Origin of the sequence: Streptomyces sp. NPDC002795, assembly GCF_042888725.1 — a bacterium.
Lineage (GTDB): Bacteria > Actinomycetota > Actinomycetes > Streptomycetales > Streptomycetaceae > Streptomyces.
Map to the genome: position 1 here is coordinate 250249 of NZ_JBIAQB010000012.1, position 17551 is coordinate 267799.

Below are 17551 nucleotides of genomic sequence, written 5' to 3' on the forward strand. Positions count from 1 at the left end.
GCCGGGCGGGGCTTCGCGATTTGCCTACGCGCGGTAAGTTTCTGGCCATGCCACGTGGACGCCACCGCCATTCTCCGCCCCTGCACCGCCTCCTGCCTCCGACGGTGATCGCCGGCGTGCCTCTCGTCTGCGCGGGGGCCGCCTGGCTGTCCGAGGATCCGCTCGTACTGCGGGGCGTCGCCGCGGCGGCCGCCGCGGCGGCGGTGGTCGGCGCCGTGGTGATGCGCCGCTGGGACAGGTTCGCCGGCAAGCGTGTCGCCGAGCTGACGCGTGGCGCCGCGAGCGAGCGGTGGCGGCACGAGGAGGCCGTGGCGGAGCTGGAGGGCGACCTCGACGAGTCGCGTGAGCTGCGCACCCGCCTGGAGGGCAAGCTGCGGGCGAAGCGTGCCGAGCTCGCCGCGCTGCGGGGCGAGCACGCGGCGCTGCTGCGGCGGTATGCGAACGCGGAGACGGAGCGGGCCAGCGCGCTCGAAGGCCGGCGTCGGCTCGCGATAGAGGCCGCCGCCCCGGCGAGGGCGCTGCCGCCCGTTCCCCCGGCCGTGCCGGGCAGGCCGACCCCGGAGATGTACCGGCGGGCCAATGTCGCGCTCAAGCGTCTCGCGCGGCCCGAACCGTCGGCGCCCGTGGCGGAGGAGGCCGATTCCCGGGGGAAGTCCGAGGCGGCGGCCGGTCACTTCACCGTGCCTGCCGCCGCGATGGTCGTACCCGCGGCACCCGCGCGGAAGGTCCCCCAGGGCGGTTTCGACTTCTTCGGCTCGGGGAGCGCCCCGCAGGACGGGGAAGACCTGGCGGATGTCGTGGGCGAGGAGCTGGCGGCGGAGGTCGCGGCGGAGACCGAAGCCAGCGATGGCGCCGACCAGACCGAGGCCCCCGAGGTCCCCGAGGCCTCAGAAGACGTTGACGACACCGCAAACGCCGAGCGCGAGCAGCAGGTCATCGACCTCACCGCGCACGACGAGACGGAGCAGATCGACATGGGCGAGCTGAGGTCGGCGCTTCAGGCGTGACGCTCTGGGGGTGACGCCATCCACCGGTCGGGCCGCGCGTCCCGCCGCCCCGTGCGGGAGCGGTCCGCCTGCGCCCGCAGGAGGTCGGACGCCTCGTCCACGTCCCTGAGGCGGGCCGTCACCGTCTTGTTGGCGCCCGTGTCGAGGTGCAGATCGGCGACGCGCCAGTAGCGCTCCCAGGGCCCCTGAGTGACGCGCACGCTCTGCACCTTGGCGTGCGGGACGAGCGAGAGACGGCGCTGCAGCAGTCCGTGGCGCGCGGCGAACACCGTTTCCGTGACCGCCACCCCGTAGCTCCGCCACCACACCGGCACGCACCAGCGCCCGCGCCGCTCCGCCCCCGCGAAGTCGCCCGGCTTCGGTACCGAGACTCCCGGCAGGATCCGCGCGACGACGTCCTCGGCGTGCTCGCGCGGCGCCACCGGGACGAGCACGGTGTTCGACGACCCGGCGACGTGCAGCTCGACGCGGACCCAGCCGCGGCGCCGCCACAGCAGCGGCTCGACGATCCGTACGGTCTGCACCCGCCCAGGCGGCACCGTCTCGTGCACCCGGTCGAGCAGCCCGTGGTCGATGCGCAGCCCGTCCTGGGACTCGCCGACCGTCCAGTCGTACTCCTTGATGAACCGGCCCGCGCTGTTGGTGAAGGCCGCGCCGGCCAGCGGCACCGCGACCGCGATCACTGTCCACAGGTTGTGGGTGGCGAACCACAGGAGCGTCGGGACGGCGACCGCGGCGAGCAGCATCGCCCAGGGTGTGCCCGTCAGGAGCAGCGCCACCGCGAGCATCCGCGGGGGCGTGTGCAGGATCGGCCTCGCCGGCGCCTCGCCGACGTCCTGCGCCGACTCTGGCGCGAATCCGGCGGCCCGCGCGAGGAGTTCGGCACGCAGCTTCCCCGCTTCGCGCTCTCCCAGGAAGGCGAGCTCGTCCTTCTTGTCGGCTCCTACTACGTCGAGTTTCAGCTTTGCCACGCCTACGAAGCGGGCGAGAAGCGGCTGCGTGACATCCACCGCCTGGAGGCGGTCGAGCCGGATGTGGGCGGTGCGGCGGAACAACAGGCCGGTACGGATGCGCAGTTCGGTGTCGGTCACCGCGAAGTGCGTGAACCACCAGGTGAGGAATCCGTACAGGGCGGCCGCCGGCACCAGCACTCCGATGCCGATCAGCAGCATGGCGGTGCTGAGGTGGGACAGCTGGCGCTGCGCCTGGTCCATGTCGTGGACGGCCCAGCCGAGCAGGATCGCGATGGGCGCCCACGCGCGGCGCAGCGGCGTGACGGGGTGCAGGCGCCGCTCTCGCACGTTCCCGGCGGCCTCCTGGACCGGGACGCCCTCGGGGGCGCGGGAGGCCGTCACAGGCCCGCCGATCGGGCCTCGCCGAGTTCGGTGAGCCGGTCGCGCAGGCGCTCGGCCTCCGCGGGCACGAGGCCGGGGATCGTCGCGTCGGTGGCCGCGGCGGCGGTGTGCAGCTGCAGGCTGGCCAGGCCGAACTTCCGCTCCAGCGGGCCGGATGTCACCTCGACGAGCTGCATACGCCCGTACGGCACGATCGTCTCCTGGTGCCACAGGACGCCGCGGCTGATCAGCAGGTCGTCGGCCCGCTCCGCGTACCGCCACGAGCGCCAGTTGCGGCCGAGCATCACCCAGCCCCAGGCGAGGAGCGCGAGCGGGAGCACGGCGAACGCCGTCCAGCCGGGGCCCACGAACATGGCGAGCAGCACCCCGAGTGCCACCGTCAGCGGCACCAGCCACACGAGCAGCAGCAAGCGGCGCAGTTTCAGCAACCCGGTAGGTAGCCCGGTCCAGTCCGGCCCTGTCGTGCTCGCCGGTCCCGCCGGACCCGCCGCCCCTGCCGCCCCTGTCTTCATGAGGTCACCCTACGTACGACAGACTGTGTCCATGACGCCCACGACTCAGGCCACGGTCGGCATCGGTGGTGCCGCGGAGAGCACCGACATGGTGCTCAACATCGGTCCGCAGCACCCTTCCACCCATGGTGTGCTGCGCCTGCGTCTCGTGCTCGACGGCGAGCGGATCCAGCACGCGGAGCCGGTCATCGGCTATATGCACCGCGGAGCGGAGAAGCTCTTCGAAGCGCGCGACTACCGGCAGATCGTGATGCTCGCCAACCGCCACGACTGGCTGTCCGCGTTCTCGAACGAGCTGGGCGTCGTGCTCGCCGTCGAGCGGATGCTGGGCATGGAGGTACCGGAGCGCGCCGTGTGGCTGCGGACGCTGCTCGCCGAGCTGAACCGGGTTCTCAACCATCTGATGTTCCTGGGTTCGTACCCGCTCGAACTGGGCGGAATCACGCCCGTCTTCCACGCCTTCCGTGAGCGCGAGGAACTCCAGAACATCATGGAGGAGGTCTCCGGCGGGCGCATGCACTACATGTTCAACCGCGTCGGCGGCCTCAAGGAGGACCTGCCGCTCGGCTGGACCTCCCGCGCGCGTGCGGCCGTCGCCAGCGTGCGCTCCCGCATGGACGTCTACGACAACCTCGTCCTCGGCAACGAGATCTTCCGGGGCCGCACGCGCGGGGTGGGCATGCTGTCCGCCGAGGCCGCGCACTCCTACGGAGTCAGCGGGCCGATCGCCCGCGCCTCCGGCGTCGACTTCGACCTCAGGCGCGACGAGCCGTACCTCGCCTACGGAGAGCTGCAGGACACCCTGAAGGTCGTCACGCGACAAGAAGGCGACTGTCTGGCCCGGTTCGAGTGCCTCCTGGAGCAGGCGCACAACGCGCTCGACCTCGCCGACGCCTGCCTCGACCGGATCGCGGAACTCCCGCAGGGCCCGGTCAACCAGCGCCTCCCGAAGGTCCTCAAGGCACCCGAGGGCCACACGTACGCGTGGACGGAGAACCCGCTCGGCATCAACGGCTACTACCTCGTCTCCAAGGGCGAGAAGACGCCGTACCGGCTCAAGCTGCGCTCCGCCTCGTACAACAACATCCAGGCGCTGACCGAGCTGCTTCCGGGGACGCTCGTCGCCGACATGGTGGCGATCCTCGGGTCACTGTTCTTCGTGGTCGGGGACATCGACAAGTAGGCCGTCCACGGGGAGATCCACCGGTTCGACCAGCCACCCGAAGTCGCCGAGCCCGCCCCGCGCCGTCAGCTCCGCCGCCTCTCCCGCACCCGCGAGCGCCCGGACGTACGCCGCCGGGTCCTGCGAGGCGAGGGCCAGTGGCGGCCGGCCGGCCCGCACTCCCAGGGCGCCCAGAGCGGCGCGCTGCGTGAGGAGACGGGCTCCCGGAGTGGTCGCGCACGCGTCCAGCGCCACGTGCGCCGTGATGTCGCAGGAGCCGTCGGGCACGGGTGTCGTCTCCCGGCCCTCGCGAAAGCCCGTGAGCGTGCCGAAGGGCGGCCGGGAGGCACGCGTGTGCGCGTAGTCCACCGCGACCGCCAGGCCGCGCTCCAGGGTCCGTACGGCCGCCGCCCAGGCCGCGTCGCGGGGCCGCCCCACCTCGGCGCGCAGGCCCGGCTCGGACGGCAGCGGCCACCACTGCCGCAGCCAGTCCGCCGAGGCCTCGTCGAGGGGCGCCGCGTCGAGGGTCTCCATGCCGTCCTCGCGTACGAGGACCAGCCGGGCCGTGCCGTCCGTGTCCGCCTCGACGACCTCCAGCGGAACGTTGTCGAGCCACTCGTTCGCGAAGAGGAGGCCGGTGACCCCGGTGGGCGGTTCGGCCCGCCACTCGATCCGGTGGTCGAGTCCTGCGGGAGGTTCCGCCTTCTCCACGGCGTAGGCACGCACGCGTAGCGCCACTTTTTCCGGCAGCACCTGTAGGACGCGCGAAACCAGCTCGCCGCGCCCCGCGGCCATGTCGACGAACGCCAACTCCGCGGGCTCGCCGAGAACCGCGTCCACCCGGCACAACAGCTCGGCGACGGCCCCGGCGAACAGCGGCGACGCATGCACTGACGTGCGGAAATGCCCGGCGGGGCCCTCGGGGCCGCGGTAGAAGCCGGCCGGCCCGTACAGCGCCTCCTCGGTGGCCGCGAGCCATCCGCGCGGTGCCCTATGTCGTCCGTTCTCCACACCTGAAGGCTAAGTGCGCCGGGCGCGTGCGCCGTGGGGTCTCCACCTTCAGGAGTACGCGCGCCGGGTCCGGATCGACCCTCCGGTTGACCCCTGCACGCTGCACGCTTCCCTACTCTGGGTTACGTGCAGCGCGTCTACGACTTCATCCGCAGACACCCGACCTGGGTCGACGGCTTCTGGGCCGTGATCCTTCTCGGCATGTCCGTGGTCGGAGCGAACGGGGGCGTCGGTGCGCGGCACGGGAACGAGGTGGCGCTGTTCGTCTGCGCCGTCCTGATGTCCCTGGTGGTCGCGCTGCGCCGCCGGATGCCGGAGAAGATGCTGCTGCTCGCGGTGGCCACGGGCCTCGGCCAGCTGGTGTTCGACGCCAGGGTCAACCCCTCGGACTTCGCGATGCTGGTCATCATCTACACCTGCGCGGTGAGCGGCCCGAGCTGGGCGTCCCGCTTCGGCCTGATCGGCGGACTGCTCGCGGCGCCGCTCTCCCAGCTCCGCTGGCCCACCGTCGGCCAGATCAGCACCACGGGCCAGATCCTCGTCACGGTCTTCCAGATGGTGCCGTTCGCGCTCGCCTGGGTGCTCGGCGACTCGCTGCGCACCAGACGCGCGTATCTGGCACAGCTGGAGGAGCGTGCCAACCGCCTGGAGAAGGAGCGCGAGGCGCAGTCGAAGGTCGCGGTGGCGGCCGAACGGGCGCGCATCGCACGCGAGTTGCACGACGTCGTCGCGCACAACGTGTCGGTGATGGTGGTGCAGGCCGACGGCGCCGCGTACGTCCTCGACCAGGCACCCGACCAGGCCAAGAAGGCCCTGGAGACCATCTCGGGCACCGGCAGGCAGGCGCTCGCGGAGATGCGCAGGCTGCTCGGCGTGCTGCGCACCGGCGAGCACGAGGAGGCCGGCGAGTACGTTCCGCAGCCCGACGTCGAGCAGATAGAGGAACTCGTCGACGAGGTGCGCACGGCGGGCCTCCCGGTCGACTTCAGGGTGGAGGGCACCCCGCGCCCGCTGCCCAGCGGCGTCGAGCTGACCGCGTACCGCATCGTCCAGGAAGCCCTCACCAACGCCCGTAAGCACGGCGGTCCCAACGTGGGCGCCAGCGTCCGCCTCGTCTACTTCGACGACGGCCTCGGCCTGCTCGTCGAGGACGACGGCAAGGGCGCCCCGCACGAGCTGTACGAGGACGGGGGTGCGGACGGCCGGGGCCACGGCCTCATCGGGATGCGTGAGCGCGTGGGTATGGTCGGCGGCACGCTGGACGCGGGCCCGCGTCCCGGCGGTGGTTTCCGTATCAGCGCGCTGCTGCCTCTCAAGCCCGCCCATTGACACGTACAAGTCCACCTACGACACGTACAAGTCCACCGACACGTACAAGTGAGGACCGCCCGATGCCGATCAGGGTCATGCTCGTCGACGACCAGGTGCTGCTGCGCACCGGCTTCCGGATGGTGCTCGCCGCGCAGCCGGACATGGAGGTCGTCGCCGAAGCGGGCGACGGCGTCGAGGCGCTGGAGGTGCTGCGCTCCGCCTCCGTGGACGTGGTCCTCATGGACGTCCGCATGCCGAAGCTCGACGGAGTCGAGACGACTCGGCGGATCTGCGCCGAGACCGACCCGCCCAAGGTCCTCATCCTGACCACCTTCGACCTCGACGAGTACGCGTTCTCGGGGCTCAGGGCGGGGGCCTCCGGCTTCATGCTCAAGGACGTGCCGCCGGGTGAACTGCTCACCGCGATCCGCTCGGTGCACAGCGGCGACGCGGTGGTCGCCCCGTCCACGACCCGGCGCCTGCTCGACCGGTTCGCGCCGATGCTGCCCAGCGGTCCCGACCAGCCGCAGCACAAGCAGCTGGAGCGGCTGACCGAGCGCGAGCGCGAGGTCATGGTCCTGGTCGCCCAGGGGCACTCCAACGGCGAGATCGCCGCGCGCCTGGTCCTCTCCGAGGCCACGGTGAAGACCCATGTCGGCCGCATCCTGACCAAGCTCGACCTGCGCGACCGGGTCCAGGTCGTCGTCCTCGCCTACGAGACGGGGGTCGTCCGGGCGGGCGGCGCCGGGGCCTGAGGTCCCGTCCGGGCGGTCAGCGGAGCACTCCCTCGATGAAGTCCCCGCCGAGGCGCGAGACCGCGCTCAGGTCCAGCTGGTGCTGCACATAGCGGCCGTGCCGCCGCGTCGTGATCAGGCCGGCCTTCTTCAGGACCGACAGGTGCCGGGATATCTCCGGCGCCGATATTCCGTGCGCGTCGGCCAGCTCGCCCGTCGTGTACGGGCCGCGGGCCAGGTGTCGGCACAGCCGTATCCGCATCGGGTGGGCGAGGGCTGACATCCTTCGGGTCAGCTGCTCCACGGAGGGCGGTGACGCGAGGCCGGGCGAGGCCACGGGGTAGTGGATCACCGGCTGCCAGTCGTGCCGGTGCAGCACCATCAGGTGCGGCCAGCCGAGGCTCGTCGGCAACAGGACCAGGCCGCCGTGCGCCGTCACCGTACGACCCTCCACGACCTTGTCGACGGAGATGGTGCGCCCCGATTCGTCCACCGAGACCGCCGCGGACACGGACGTGAGCGCTTCCCGTAGGCCCTTGTGGCGCAGCAGCTCCTTCTTGTGCCGCGCGTCCGCGGCCAACTGGTGCTGAAGGCGCGGCCATGTGTCCGCGAAGAAGGCCTCGTCGCAGTCCTCCATCAGCTCGCGGAACCAGGCGCGCATGGTCGGCGGATCGTCCAGGAGACGCTGGGTGAACCGCACCTGGTGCGCCCCGCGCGCCGCCGCGAGATCGAGGGCACGCTCGCGGGTGCGCGGGTCCGACAGTCGGCCATGGCCCGGGCTCCCGTAGGACAGCTGGCAGGTGAACTCCAGGGCGGCGTCCACGAATTGCTCGTCGGACAACTTGTCGAGCAGGTCGAGGTCCTCGGTGAGCGTGGCACCCGGCAGCGTGCGCTGCCCCGGCACGCCGGCGAACGGCATGAAGACGTCCGAGAACGTCGTCCGCCACAGGAAGTCCGCCTCGGAGAGCCGGTCCGCGAGGCACGGTTCCAGGCGCGCGGACACACTCGTCGTCCAGCCCTGCAGCCCCGGGTGGTGCGCGGGCTCGGACAGTGCGTGCAGCGCCGTGCCGAGCTCGGCCAGGGGCGAGGGCACGACGTCGATGCGCTCGGGCGCCAGGCCCGTGATGTCGATGCTCACGCTCATGACCCCATGGTGCACGCCGCCACTGACAGTCGGGTCGTCGATTGACGGCTCCCGTCAATCGACGTGACCGAGCGGTGGCGCCGGGCGCAATCTCGTACTCATCGGCCCCGAACAGCAGCAAACAGGATGTTTCTGGGGCGCAGCATGACAATTGAGATGAAGGGCGAGGTGTTCGACATGAGCGTCACCCAGCAGTACGCCATCGACCTCTACCGGGCCGCTCAGCGCGGCGAAGCAGCCCCGCCGGCGCCGGGCCTGTACGAGGTCGCCGCCTTCCGGGAGCTGCGCGACTACCGCCGGTTCAAGGCGGTCGTGGCCGGCCGCCCGGCCCGCGGCCGGATCCGGGCGGCCCTGGCCCGCCGGCTCGCAGGACGCCGGTTGTCGGGGCGCCGCGGCCATCCCGCCGGTTGCTGACCCCCATGGCCCATGAGCGGCCTACGAGGGGAGCCGCCCCACGAAGTCCGCGACGGCCGCGCGGACGTCGTCCGGGCTCCACTCCAGCCCCGCCGCGGCGACCGTGACCTCCGTTGTCGCGAGTCCCGGCACCGCGCCCTCGGCCCGCCAGGTCCCGAACAGCGCCGTCCGCGTCTCCTGCGCCTGCGTGATCCCGGCCTCCGTGAGCGCCTCGGCGTCGTAGGGAAGCCAGACCCGGAACTGGTGCGTGTGCGGCACCTCGGGGAACACCCGCGCCCCGGCGACACCGGCCTTGGCGAAACCCTCCCGCAGCGCCTGCGCGACCACGCGCGCGTGCGCCACGTAATCGGGAAGCCGCGGCAACTCCCGCTCAAGCCCCACCAGCGCCGCGATCGCCTGCGGGAACTGCTGGAAGACCTGGCCGCCGTAGCGGTGCCGCCATGCCCTGGCCTCGCCGACGAACGACCGCGGGCCCGCGAGCACCGCGCCGCTGAGGCCGCCGAGCGACTTGTAGAACGACACGTAGACGCTGTCCGCGAGCTCCGCGATCTCGTCCAGCGGGCGCCCGAAGTGCGCCGTGGTCTCCCACAGCCGGGCCCCGTCGAAGTGGATCACGGCGTCACGCGCGCGTGCCGCCTCGCAGGCCTCCTCCAGCTCCTCCCAGGTGGGCAGTACGAACCCGGCGTCCCTGAGCGGCAGTTCGAGCATCAGCGTGCCGAACGGCTCGTCCAGGTCGTGCACGTCCTCGGCGTCGATCTGCCGCGCCGCGCTCGTGGGGTGCACGGTGCGCAGCCCCGCCACCGTGGTCAGCGCCTCCCGCTCGTGGACCTCCGGGTGTGCCAGCGGGTGCAGGGCCACCGTGGAGTTGCCGGTGCGGCCCGCCCAGCAGCGCAGCGCGACCTGCTGGGCCATGGTGCCGGTGGGGAAGAACGCGGCGTCCTCCTTGCCGAGCAGCGCGGCGACCTTCGTCTCCAGGTCGGCCACGACGCCGTCCCCGTAGATGTCGACGTCGCCCGACAGGTCGGCCACCGCCGCCGCGGCGCCGTACAGGCTCTCCCACCGCTCGCCCAGCGTGGCCTCGTTCGGCCTGCGGCCCAGCGTGCGCCGCGCACCCCGCAATGCCGCGATCAGCCGGTCGGCCTGCGTCTTCTCGGAGGTGGCAGTGTTCTCGGCGGTTCCGTCCATTCGTCGATCATGGCGCACCCGCGTGCGCTTGCCCACAGCCTGTGGACAGCTGGGACCCGCACCCACAGATAGCGTTAACATGACGAGAAATCGTCCGGTACCCCGAGCGGACTGGAACGGAAGGCCATCGCCTCGTGACAACACCCCCTCCGAACCCGCGACCCGAACCCATGGATCCCAAGGACCGCCCCGCCCGCCTCACCGTAGGCGTCGTCGGCGCGGGCCGTGTCGGTCCCGCGCTCGCCGCGTCCCTGCAACTGGCAGGGCACCGCCCCGTAGCCGTCTCCGGAGTCTCCGACGCCTCCGTGCGACGGGCCGCGACGCTGCTGCCCGACGTGCCCCTGGTGCCGCCCGCCGAGGTCCTCGCGCAGGCCGACCTGGTGCTCCTCACCGTCCCCGACGACGTCCTGCCGGGCCTGGTCGAGGGGTTCGCCGAGACCGGCGCCGTACGGCCGGGACAGCTCCTCGTGCACACCTCGGGGCGGTACGGCGCGAAGGTCCTCGAACCGGCGCTGCGCGCGGGCGGCCTGCCGCTCGCGCTGCACCCCGCGATGACGTTCACCGGCACCGCCGTCGACGTCCAGCGGCTCGCGGGCTGCTCGTTCGGTGTCACCGCGCCCGAGGAACTGCGGCTGGCCGCGGAGGCCCTGGTCATCGAGATGGGCGGCGAACCCGAGTGGATCGCCGAGGAGAACCGCGCGCTCTACCACGCGGCCCTCGCGCTCGGCGCCAACCACCTGGTCACCCTGGTCGCACAGTCCATGGAACTGCTCCGCGAGGCGGGCGTGGCCGCCCCCGACCGGATGCTGGGCCCGCTGCTCGGCGCGGCGCTCGACAACGCGCTCAGGTCCGGCGACGCGGCCCTCACGGGCCCGGTGGCGCGCGGCGACGCGGGCACCGTCGCCGCCCACATCGCGGAGCTGCGCGAGCACGCGCCGCAGACCGTCGCCGGCTATCTCGCGATGGCCCGCGCGACCGCCGACCGCGCGCTCGATCGCGGTCTGCTGAAGCCGGAGCTCGCCGAGGACCTGCTGGGTGTCCTCGCGACCGGCGCGGAGGAGACCCGATGAGCCCCACGGACTCCATAGAAGCGAGCTCTACGGAGACGTCAAAAGCGAGCTCTTCGAAGACGTCGCCTACGCGGCTCGTCCACAAGGGCGCGGACATGCGGGCACGCACGCGTACCGGCCGCCGCGTCGTCGTCATGACGATGGGCGCCCTGCACGAGGGCCACGCGACCTTGATCCGCGCGGCGAGGGCCCGCGCGGGAGCGGACGGCGAAGTGGTCGTCACCGTGTTCGTGAACCCGCTCCAGTTCGGTGCGGGGGAGGACCTCGACCGCTATCCGCGCACGCTGGAAGCGGACGTCAAGATCGCCGAACAGGCGGGCGCGGACGCCGTGTTCGCGCCGTCCGTCGACGAGGTCTACCCGGGCGGGCAGCCCGAGGTCCGCATCACGGCGGGCCCCATGGGGGAGCGGCTCGAAGGCGCCTCACGCCCCGGCCACTTCGACGGCATGCTCACCGTGGTCGCCAAGCTGCTGCACCTCACGCGCGCGGACGTGGCCCTCTTCGGCCAGAAGGACGCGCAGCAACTCGCCCTGGTGCGCCGCATGGTGCGGGATCTGAACTTCGACGTGGAGATCGTCGCCGTGCCCACGGTCCGCGAGGACGACGGGCTCGCGCTCTCCTCCCGCAACCGCTACCTGTCGCCGGCCGAGCGCCGCACCGCGCTGGCCCTCTCCGATGCCCTGTTCACGGGCCGCGACCGGCATGCGGCGCAGGAGGCCCTGCGCGCGCGTGCCGCCGAGAGCCCCACCTCGCGCGCGCGGGCCAAGGCGCTCGGCAGGATCGGCGAGGCCAGGGCCGCCGCCGACGCACACGCCGTCGCCACGGCGTCCCCGGGCTGCCCCTCGACCGTCCTCGCGGCGGCCCGCCAGATCCTCGACGAGGCCAAGCGCCTCCAGCCGCCGATCAAGCTCGACTACGTAGCCCTGGTCGACCCGCGCGACTTCACCGACGTGACCGACGGTTTCGAGGGCGAGGCCGTGCTCGCGGTCGCCGCGCGCGTGGGCGCCACCCGCCTCATCGACAACCTGCCGCTGACCTTCGGAGGCCACTCGTGAGCAACACCGGCATTCGGTTGCACGCCCCCACCCCCGGCTGGTCCGTCGCGGCCGACGTCGTGGTCGTCGGCTCCGGAGTCGCGGGCCTGACCGCGGCGCTGCGCTGCCAGGCCGCGGGCCTGCGCACGGTCGTCGTCACCAAGGCCCGCCTCGACGACGGCTCCACGCGCTGGGCGCAGGGCGGTGTCGCGGCGGCGCTCGGCGAGGGCGACACCCCCGAGCAGCATCTGGACGACACCCTGGTCGCGGGCGCGGGACTGTGCGACGAGGAGGCCGTGCGCGTCCTCGTCACCGAGGGCCCCGACGCCGTCCGCCGGCTGATCGAGACCGGCGCGCACTTCGACGAGTCCGCCGAGGGCGACCTCCAGCTGGCCCGCGAGGGCGGCCACCACCGTCGCCGCATCGCGCACGCGGGCGGCGACGCGACCGGAGCGGAGATCTCCCGCGCACTGGTGGAAGCCGTACGTGCGCGTGGAGTGGAAACCGTCGAGAACGCCCTGGTCCTCGATCTGTTGACGGACACCGAGGGCCGTACGGCCGGCGTCTCCCTGCACGTCATGGGGGAGGGCCAGCACGACGGCGTCGGCGCGGTCCTGGCCCCCGCCGTCGTCCTCGCGACCGGCGGCATGGGCCAGGTCTTCTCGGCGACCACGAACCCGCACGTGTCCACGGGCGACGGCGTGGCCCTCGCCCTGCGCGCGGGCGCCGAGGTCAGCGACCTGGAATTCGTCCAGTTCCACCCGACCGTGCTGTTCCTGGGCGCGGACGCCGAGGGCCAGCAGCCGCTCGTCTCCGAAGCCGTACGCGGCGAAGGCGCGCACCTGGTGGACGCCGACGGCGTGCGCTTCATGGTGGGGCAGCACGAACTCGCCGAACTGGCGCCCCGCGACATCGTCGCCAAGGGCATCACGCGCCGCATGCAGGAGCAGGGCGCCGAGCACATGTACCTGGACGCGCGGCACTTCGGCGCCGACATGTGGGAGCACCGGTTCCCCACGATCCTCGCGGCCTGCCGCGCCCACGGGATCGACCCGGTCACCGAGCCCGTCCCGGTCGCCCCCGCCGCGCACTATGCCTCCGGAGGCATCCGCACCGACCTCTCCGGCCGCACCACGGTGCCCGGCCTGTACGCGTGCGGGGAGACCGCCTGCACGGGCGTCCACGGGGCGAACCGGCTGGCCTCCAACTCCCTTCTGGAAGGCCTCGTCTACGCGGAGCGCATCGCGGACGACATCGAGCGGCAGCACGCGGCGAACGGCCTCCACGCGCGCGTGCCCGTGCCAGTGGAGCACCCGCGGACCCCGACGCACCCGCTGCTCCCCCCGGAGGCACGCTTCGCCATCCAGCGCGTAATGACGGCGGGCGCGGGCGTCCTGCGCTCCGCCGACTCCCTCGCCGAGGCCGCCGCCCAGCTCGGCCGCATCCACGCCGAAGCGGTCAACTCCCTCACGGAGAACGGCAAGACGGCCGAGCCGGGGGTCGACACCTGGGAGGCCACCAACCTCCTGTGCGTGGCCCGCGTCCTGGTCGCCGCCGCCCGCCGCCGCGAGGAGACCCGCGGCTGCCACTGGCGCGAGGACCACCCGGACCGCGACGATGCCACGTGGCGCCGCCACATCGTCGTACGCCTGAATCCGGACAGGACTCTGGCCACGTACACCACACCCACAGCAGACTTCCCGGCAACGGCAGAGAACCCTCAGGAGCAGTGACCGACGTGAGCGCCACCCCCGACCTCCCCCTCGCCGACAGCGGCGGCTGCGGCGACAGCTGCGGCTGCGCGCAGGGCAGCGACGAGACCGCCGCCGACGTCATGGAGTGCGGCCTCGACCCGTCGCTCGCCCAGCTGCTGCTCGACGCGGGCCTGCACCCGGTCGAGATCGAGGACATCGCCCACATGGCGATCACCGAGGACCTGGACGGCGGCGTGGACGTCACGACCGTCGCCACGATCCCCGAAGAGGCCGTCGCCACTGCCGACTTCACGGCCCGCGAGGCGGGCGTCGTGGCGGGCCTGCGCGTCGCTGAGGCGGTCGTCTCCGTAGTGGCCACGGACGAGTTCGAGGTCGAGCGGCACGCGGAGGACGGCGACCGGGTCGAGGCGGGCCAGAAGCTGCTCTCCGTCACCACCCGCACCCGCGACCTGCTCACCGCCGAGCGCACCGCGCTCAACATCATGTGCCGCCTCTCCGGCATCGCGACGGCCACGCGCGCGTGGGCGGACGTTCTGGACGGTACGAAGACGAAGGTCCGCGACACCCGCAAGACGACCCCCGGCCTTCGCTCCCTGGAGAAGTACGCGGTCCGCATGGGCGGCGGCGTCAACCACCGCATGTCCCTGTCGGACGCGGCCCTGGTCAAGGACAACCACGTGGTCGCGGCCGGCGGTGTGGCCCAGGCCTTCCAGGCCGTACGTGAGCGCTTCCCCGGCCTGCCGATCGAGGTCGAGGTCGACACCCTGCACCAACTGCGCGAGGTCCTCGACGCGGGCGCCGACCTGATCCTCCTGGACAACTTCACGCCGGGCGAGACGGAGGAGGCCGTGGCCCTCACCGACGGTCGCGCGCTCCTGGAGTCCTCCGGCCGCCTCACGCTGGAAAACGCCGCTACGTATGCGAAGACGGGCGTCGACTACCTCGCCGTAGGAGCACTCACCCACTCCTCGCCGATCCTCGACATCGGGCTCGACCTGTGCGAGGCGGACGCCTGATGCTGCTCACCATCGACGTGGGCAACACCCACACCGTCCTCGGCCTGTTCGACGGCGAGGAGATCATCGAGCACTGGCGCATCTCTACGGAAGCGCGCAGAACCGCCGACGAACTCGCCGTCCTGCTCAAGGGTCTGATGGGCATGCACCCGCTGCTCGGCGACGAACTGGGCGACGGCATCGACGGCATCGCCATCTGCTCGACCGTCCCCTCGGTCCTGCACGAGCTGCGCGAGGTCACCCGCCGCTACTACGGCGACGTACCCGCCGTCCTGGTCGAGCCAGGCATCAAGACTGGTGTGCCGATCCTCATGGACAACCCCAAGGAGGTCGGCGCGGACCGCATCATCAACGCGGTCGCGGCCGTCGAGATGTACGGCGGCCCCGCGATCGTCGTGGACTTCGGCACGGCGACGACCTTCGACGCGGTGTCCGCGCGCGGCGAGTACGCGGGCGGCGTGATCGCGCCCGGCATCGAGATCTCCGTCGAGGCGCTCGGCATGCGCGGCGCCCAGCTGCGCAAGATCGAGCTGGCCAGGCCGCGCAGCGTCATCGGCAAGAACACCGTCGAGGCGATGCAGGCGGGCATCGTGTACGGCTTCGCGGGCCAGGTCGACGGGGTCGTGAACCGGATGGCGAAGGAGCTCGCGGACGACCCGGACGACGTCACCGTCATCGCGACGGGCGGGCTCGCGCCGATGGTCCTCGGCGAGGCCACAGTGATCGACGAGCACGAGCCGTGGCTGACGCTGATCGGGCTGCGTCTTGTGTACGAGCGGAACGTTTCGCGGCTCTGAGGACATCTTCGGGGCACCCGATAAGGCGCGCCCGGAAATTGCCGGTTAAGCCGATTTGTCCGTAATAGGCCGTACCGTCATTTCATGCCCACGCCCTACGGAAACCGCGGCGGCATGGCGTTCGGTGCAGAAGAGCTGCGTGTGCTCCGACGCGCCCTCGCCCTAGCCCTCCATCCCAGCCCCGTCTCGGACGAAGAGGTCCGGGCCTGTCTGCGACTCGCGGAGTCGGTCGACGAAGTGACCAGGGAAGGCCTCCGTATGCGGGCCTTCCTCCGCTCCGACCTCGACCGCTACCGGACCGCCCTGCCCGGCTCCGCTCCCGGCTATCTGAGCCTCCTCAAGGAGGCTCTGGCGGCGGGCCACAGGCCAGGCGCCGACGACCTCGCGGCGCTGCGCGCGCTCCCCGGGAACCCCGGAGCGGCGGCCCTCCTCGCCCACTGCCGTGACCTGGCGGAACAGGGCGTACGCGACAAGTTCGACGCGCGGCACCGGCCCCTCGTCCCGGCCTCCCGCACCCACCTGCTCGCCCTGCCGGGCGGCCTCTCGGCGGCGGACGGCGGCAAGCCCGCCAATCCGGCCCCCCAGGCGCCGCAACGCCCGGTCCCCACCCCTGCCGAGGTCTTCCCGCCGAAGCGCCGCCCCGCCCAACCTCCGGCCCCGACGCGGCGGCTGGCCGTGGGGTAGCTACTCTGGGGGCATGGACTACGTCTCCGCGCTCGTGCCCCCGGTCGTGATGGCTGCGCTCTTCATCGGTCTGATCGTGACCATCGTGAAGTCGCAGGGCGGCGACAAGAAGGCCAAGGAGGACGCGGCCGTCGACGCCGCCATCGCGCGCGCCGAGTCCGCCCGGCAGAGCGGCGGCGCGCAGCAGGACGCGACCGCCTGAGCGCGGTCGCGACCGGTACGGAAACCGCAGTGAGGGGCGCCCATCGGGCGCCCCTTTTGTCATTGCTCGGCGATCATCGCCACGTCCCACGTTGAATTACCGACTTCTCCCACTATTGTGCTTCTCGTGCCGCGCCCCTTGGGAGAACTCGAAGACGCAGTGATGACGCGGGTGTGGAAGTGGAACCGCCCGGTCACCGTGAGGGAAGTCCTGGAGGACCTCCAACAGGAACGGTCCATCGCCTACACGACCGTCATGACCGTATTGGACAATCTCCATCAGAAGGGCTGGGTGCGCCGCGAAGCGGAAGGCCGGGCCTATCGATATGAGGCGGTCTCCACACGGGCCGCGTACTCGGCGGCGCTGATGAACGAGGCCTGGGCGCAGAGCGACAACCCGGCCGCCGCCCTCGTCGCCTTCTTCGGGATGATGTCGCAGGGGCAGCGCGAGGCACTCAGGGATGCCATGCGGATCGTCTCGCCCGAACTGCCGGCTGAAGTCCCCTCGGCCCCCGAGGAAGCGGGCGACGGAGCCGGGCGATAGCGTCCGGACATGCCAGCAGAGCTCCCAGAAGTCGGGTCAACCGTCGAATCGACCCGTAAAGCAGTCACCGTACGCAGGGCGAGGACGGCCGATGTGCCGGAGGTGCGCCGCCTGCTCGACGCGTACAGCCGACAGGGGATCCTGCTCGACAAAGCCACCGTGACGCTTTACGAGGACATCCAGGAGTTCTGGGTCGCGGAACGCGACGACAACGCCGCTGTCGTCGGCTGCGGCGCACTGCACATCATGTGGGAAGACCTCGCGGAAGTCCGCACCCTCGCGGTGGATCCGCAGGTCAAGGGTTCGGGCGTGGGGCATCTGCTGCTCGAGAAGCTGTTGCAGACCGCGCGCTGGATCGGTGTTCGGCGGGTTTTCTGCCTCACCTTCGAAGTCGAGTTCTTCGCCAAGCACGCCTTCGTGGAGATCGGTGAGACACCCGTCGATACGGTCGACACCGATGTCTACAGTGAGCTGCTGCGTTCCTATGACGAGGGCGTAGCAGAGTTCCTCGGTCTCGAACGAGTGAAACCGAACACCTTGGGCAACAGCCGGATGCTTCTGCATCTGTGATCGCCGCCGGGCGCTATTCCGGCATGCGTGCTTGCAACGGTTCCCTATGTCCGAATCGCGCATGTTTTTGGTCCGCGCGGGCAGT

19 protein-coding genes are annotated in these 17551 nt (G+C 71.8%); 14 read left to right on the forward strand and 5 right to left on the reverse strand.

All coding sequences use genetic code 11. The features are described 5' to 3' along the window. Positions 1 to 47 precede the first annotated feature (47 nt). On the forward strand, positions 48 to 1007 hold the full coding sequence (locus ACFYWS_RS32445) for a hypothetical protein (protein WP_389282386.1): 960 nt from the start codon (positions 48 to 50) through the stop codon (positions 1005 to 1007). On the opposite strand, the gene ACFYWS_RS32450 is transcribed toward ACFYWS_RS32445, so the two are convergent. After that, positions 998 to 2362 carry a PH domain-containing protein gene (locus ACFYWS_RS32450; protein WP_389282388.1) on the reverse strand — a complete coding sequence of 455 codons (1365 nt, stop codon included), beginning with the start codon at positions 2360 to 2362 and terminating at the stop codon, positions 998 to 1000. The genes ACFYWS_RS32445 and ACFYWS_RS32450 overlap by 10 nt on opposite strands. Further along, positions 2359 to 2874 carry a PH domain-containing protein gene (locus tag ACFYWS_RS32455; RefSeq protein ID WP_389282389.1) on the reverse strand — a complete coding sequence of 172 codons (516 nt, stop codon included), beginning with the start codon at positions 2872 to 2874 and terminating at the stop codon, positions 2359 to 2361. Before ACFYWS_RS32455 ends, ACFYWS_RS32450 begins: the two co-directional genes overlap by 4 nt. Between ACFYWS_RS32455 and ACFYWS_RS32460 the strand changes: the two genes are divergently transcribed. Next, on the forward strand, positions 2873 to 4057 hold the full coding sequence (locus ACFYWS_RS32460; protein ID WP_389282391.1) for an NADH-quinone oxidoreductase subunit D: 1185 nt from the start codon (positions 2873 to 2875) through the stop codon (positions 4055 to 4057). The two genes, ACFYWS_RS32455 and ACFYWS_RS32460, sit on opposite strands and share 2 nt — an antisense overlap. On the opposite strand, the gene ACFYWS_RS32465 is transcribed toward ACFYWS_RS32460, so the two are convergent. Beyond that, on the reverse strand, positions 4022 to 5047 hold the full coding sequence (locus ACFYWS_RS32465) for an SAM-dependent methyltransferase (RefSeq protein ID WP_389282393.1): 1026 nt from the start codon (positions 5045 to 5047) through the stop codon (positions 4022 to 4024). The two genes, ACFYWS_RS32460 and ACFYWS_RS32465, sit on opposite strands and share 36 nt — an antisense overlap. Before the next feature lie 126 nt (positions 5048 to 5173). On the opposite strand from ACFYWS_RS32465, the gene ACFYWS_RS32470 reads away from it, so the two are divergent. Continuing rightward, positions 5174 to 6376, forward strand: coding sequence for a sensor histidine kinase (locus ACFYWS_RS32470; RefSeq protein ID WP_389282395.1), 1203 nt, complete (start codon positions 5174 to 5176; stop codon positions 6374 to 6376). Between the two features lie 62 nt (positions 6377 to 6438). Continuing rightward, the gene (locus ACFYWS_RS32475; protein WP_389282397.1) at positions 6439 to 7113 is read left to right on the forward strand and encodes a response regulator; all 675 of its coding nucleotides are present in this window, start codon (positions 6439 to 6441) and stop codon (positions 7111 to 7113) included. A 16-nt stretch (positions 7114 to 7129) separates the two neighbouring features. Here ACFYWS_RS32475 and ACFYWS_RS32480 read toward each other — a convergent pair whose 3' ends face one another. Next, positions 7130 to 8236, reverse strand: coding sequence for a DUF5937 family protein (locus tag ACFYWS_RS32480; protein WP_389282399.1), 1107 nt, complete (start codon positions 8234 to 8236; stop codon positions 7130 to 7132). A gap of 144 nt (positions 8237 to 8380) precedes the next feature. Between ACFYWS_RS32480 and ACFYWS_RS32485 the strand changes: the two genes are divergently transcribed. Next, positions 8381 to 8650 (forward strand): hypothetical protein, encoded by a 270-nt coding sequence (locus ACFYWS_RS32485; RefSeq protein WP_389282400.1) that lies wholly within the window; start codon positions 8381 to 8383, stop codon positions 8648 to 8650. A gap of 21 nt (positions 8651 to 8671) precedes the next feature. Here the strand turns inward: ACFYWS_RS32485 and ACFYWS_RS32490 are convergent, their stop codons facing one another. After that, positions 8672 to 9835: a threonine aldolase family protein gene (locus ACFYWS_RS32490; RefSeq protein ID WP_389282402.1), complete on the reverse strand. Its 1164-nt coding sequence runs from the start codon at positions 9833 to 9835 to the stop codon at positions 8672 to 8674. Between the two features lie 170 nt (positions 9836 to 10005). Between ACFYWS_RS32490 and ACFYWS_RS32495 the strand changes: the two genes are divergently transcribed. The 9 genes from ACFYWS_RS32495 to ACFYWS_RS32535 all read left to right on the forward strand — a co-directional run bounded on the left by ACFYWS_RS32495 (position 10006) and on the right by ACFYWS_RS32535 (position 17466). After that, positions 10006 to 10905: a Rossmann-like and DUF2520 domain-containing protein gene (locus ACFYWS_RS32495; protein WP_389282404.1), complete on the forward strand. Its 900-nt coding sequence runs from the start codon at positions 10006 to 10008 to the stop codon at positions 10903 to 10905. Positions 10906 to 11000: 95 nt separating this feature from the next. Next, entirely contained in the window at positions 11001 to 11960 is a 960-nt protein-coding gene (gene panC, locus ACFYWS_RS32500; protein ID WP_389282405.1) for a pantoate--beta-alanine ligase, read from the forward strand. Beyond that, entirely contained in the window at positions 11957 to 13672 is a 1716-nt protein-coding gene (locus tag ACFYWS_RS32505; protein WP_389282406.1) for an L-aspartate oxidase, read from the forward strand. Before panC ends, ACFYWS_RS32505 begins: the two co-directional genes overlap by 4 nt. Next, positions 13669 to 14670, forward strand: coding sequence for a carboxylating nicotinate-nucleotide diphosphorylase (gene nadC, locus ACFYWS_RS32510; RefSeq protein ID WP_389282408.1), 1002 nt, complete (start codon positions 13669 to 13671; stop codon positions 14668 to 14670). The genes ACFYWS_RS32505 and nadC overlap by 4 nt, the downstream gene beginning before the upstream one ends. After that, positions 14670 to 15467, forward strand: a complete 798-nt coding sequence (locus ACFYWS_RS32515; RefSeq protein ID WP_389282409.1) for a type III pantothenate kinase — start codon at positions 14670 to 14672, stop codon at positions 15465 to 15467. Before nadC ends, ACFYWS_RS32515 begins: the two co-directional genes overlap by 1 nt. 84 nt (positions 15468 to 15551) lie before the next feature. After that, positions 15552 to 16151, forward strand: coding sequence for a hypothetical protein (locus ACFYWS_RS32520; RefSeq protein WP_389282410.1), 600 nt, complete (start codon positions 15552 to 15554; stop codon positions 16149 to 16151). A 13-nt stretch (positions 16152 to 16164) separates the two neighbouring features. Continuing rightward, positions 16165 to 16353, forward strand: a complete 189-nt coding sequence (locus ACFYWS_RS32525; protein WP_389282411.1) for a hypothetical protein — start codon at positions 16165 to 16167, stop codon at positions 16351 to 16353. A 126-nt stretch (positions 16354 to 16479) separates the two neighbouring features. Further along, complete coding sequence (locus tag ACFYWS_RS32530; RefSeq protein WP_266711308.1) at positions 16480 to 16896, forward strand: BlaI/MecI/CopY family transcriptional regulator; 417 nt, start codon at positions 16480 to 16482, stop codon at positions 16894 to 16896. A 9-nt stretch (positions 16897 to 16905) separates the two neighbouring features. After that, positions 16906 to 17466: an amino-acid N-acetyltransferase gene (locus ACFYWS_RS32535; RefSeq protein ID WP_351343040.1), complete on the forward strand. Its 561-nt coding sequence runs from the start codon at positions 16906 to 16908 to the stop codon at positions 17464 to 17466. Positions 17467 to 17551: the final 85 nt, after the last annotated feature.

Bases quoted from the DNA above. Each gene is read 5' to 3' on its own strand.
- ACFYWS_RS32445 (WP_389282386.1), top strand. From the start codon at position 48: ATGCCACGTGGACGCCACCGCCATTCTCCGCCCCTGCACCGCCTCCTG.
- ACFYWS_RS32460 (WP_389282391.1), top strand. From the start codon at position 2,873: ATGAGGTCACCCTACGTACGACAGACTGTGTCCATGACGCCCACGACT.
- ACFYWS_RS32455 (WP_389282389.1), bottom strand. From the start codon at position 2,874: ATGAAGACAGGGGCGGCAGGGGCGGCGGGTCCGGCGGGACCGGCGAGC.
- ACFYWS_RS32475 (WP_389282397.1), top strand. From the start codon at position 6,439: ATGCCGATCAGGGTCATGCTCGTCGACGACCAGGTGCTGCTGCGCACC.
- ACFYWS_RS32480 (WP_389282399.1), bottom strand. From the start codon at position 8,236: ATGAGCGTGAGCATCGACATCACGGGCCTGGCGCCCGAGCGCATCGAC.
- ACFYWS_RS32485 (WP_389282400.1), top strand. From the start codon at position 8,381: ATGACAATTGAGATGAAGGGCGAGGTGTTCGACATGAGCGTCACCCAG.
- ACFYWS_RS32490 (WP_389282402.1), bottom strand. From the start codon at position 9,835: ATGGACGGAACCGCCGAGAACACTGCCACCTCCGAGAAGACGCAGGCC.
- ACFYWS_RS32495 (WP_389282404.1), top strand. From the start codon at position 10,006: ATGGATCCCAAGGACCGCCCCGCCCGCCTCACCGTAGGCGTCGTCGGC.
- panC (WP_389282405.1), top strand. From the start codon at position 11,001: ATGCGGGCACGCACGCGTACCGGCCGCCGCGTCGTCGTCATGACGATG.
- ACFYWS_RS32515 (WP_389282409.1), top strand. From the start codon at position 14,670: ATGCTGCTCACCATCGACGTGGGCAACACCCACACCGTCCTCGGCCTG.
- ACFYWS_RS32520 (WP_389282410.1), top strand. From the start codon at position 15,552: ATGCCCACGCCCTACGGAAACCGCGGCGGCATGGCGTTCGGTGCAGAA.
- ACFYWS_RS32525 (WP_389282411.1), top strand. From the start codon at position 16,165: ATGGACTACGTCTCCGCGCTCGTGCCCCCGGTCGTGATGGCTGCGCTC.
- ACFYWS_RS32535 (WP_351343040.1), top strand. From the start codon at position 16,906: ATGCCAGCAGAGCTCCCAGAAGTCGGGTCAACCGTCGAATCGACCCGT.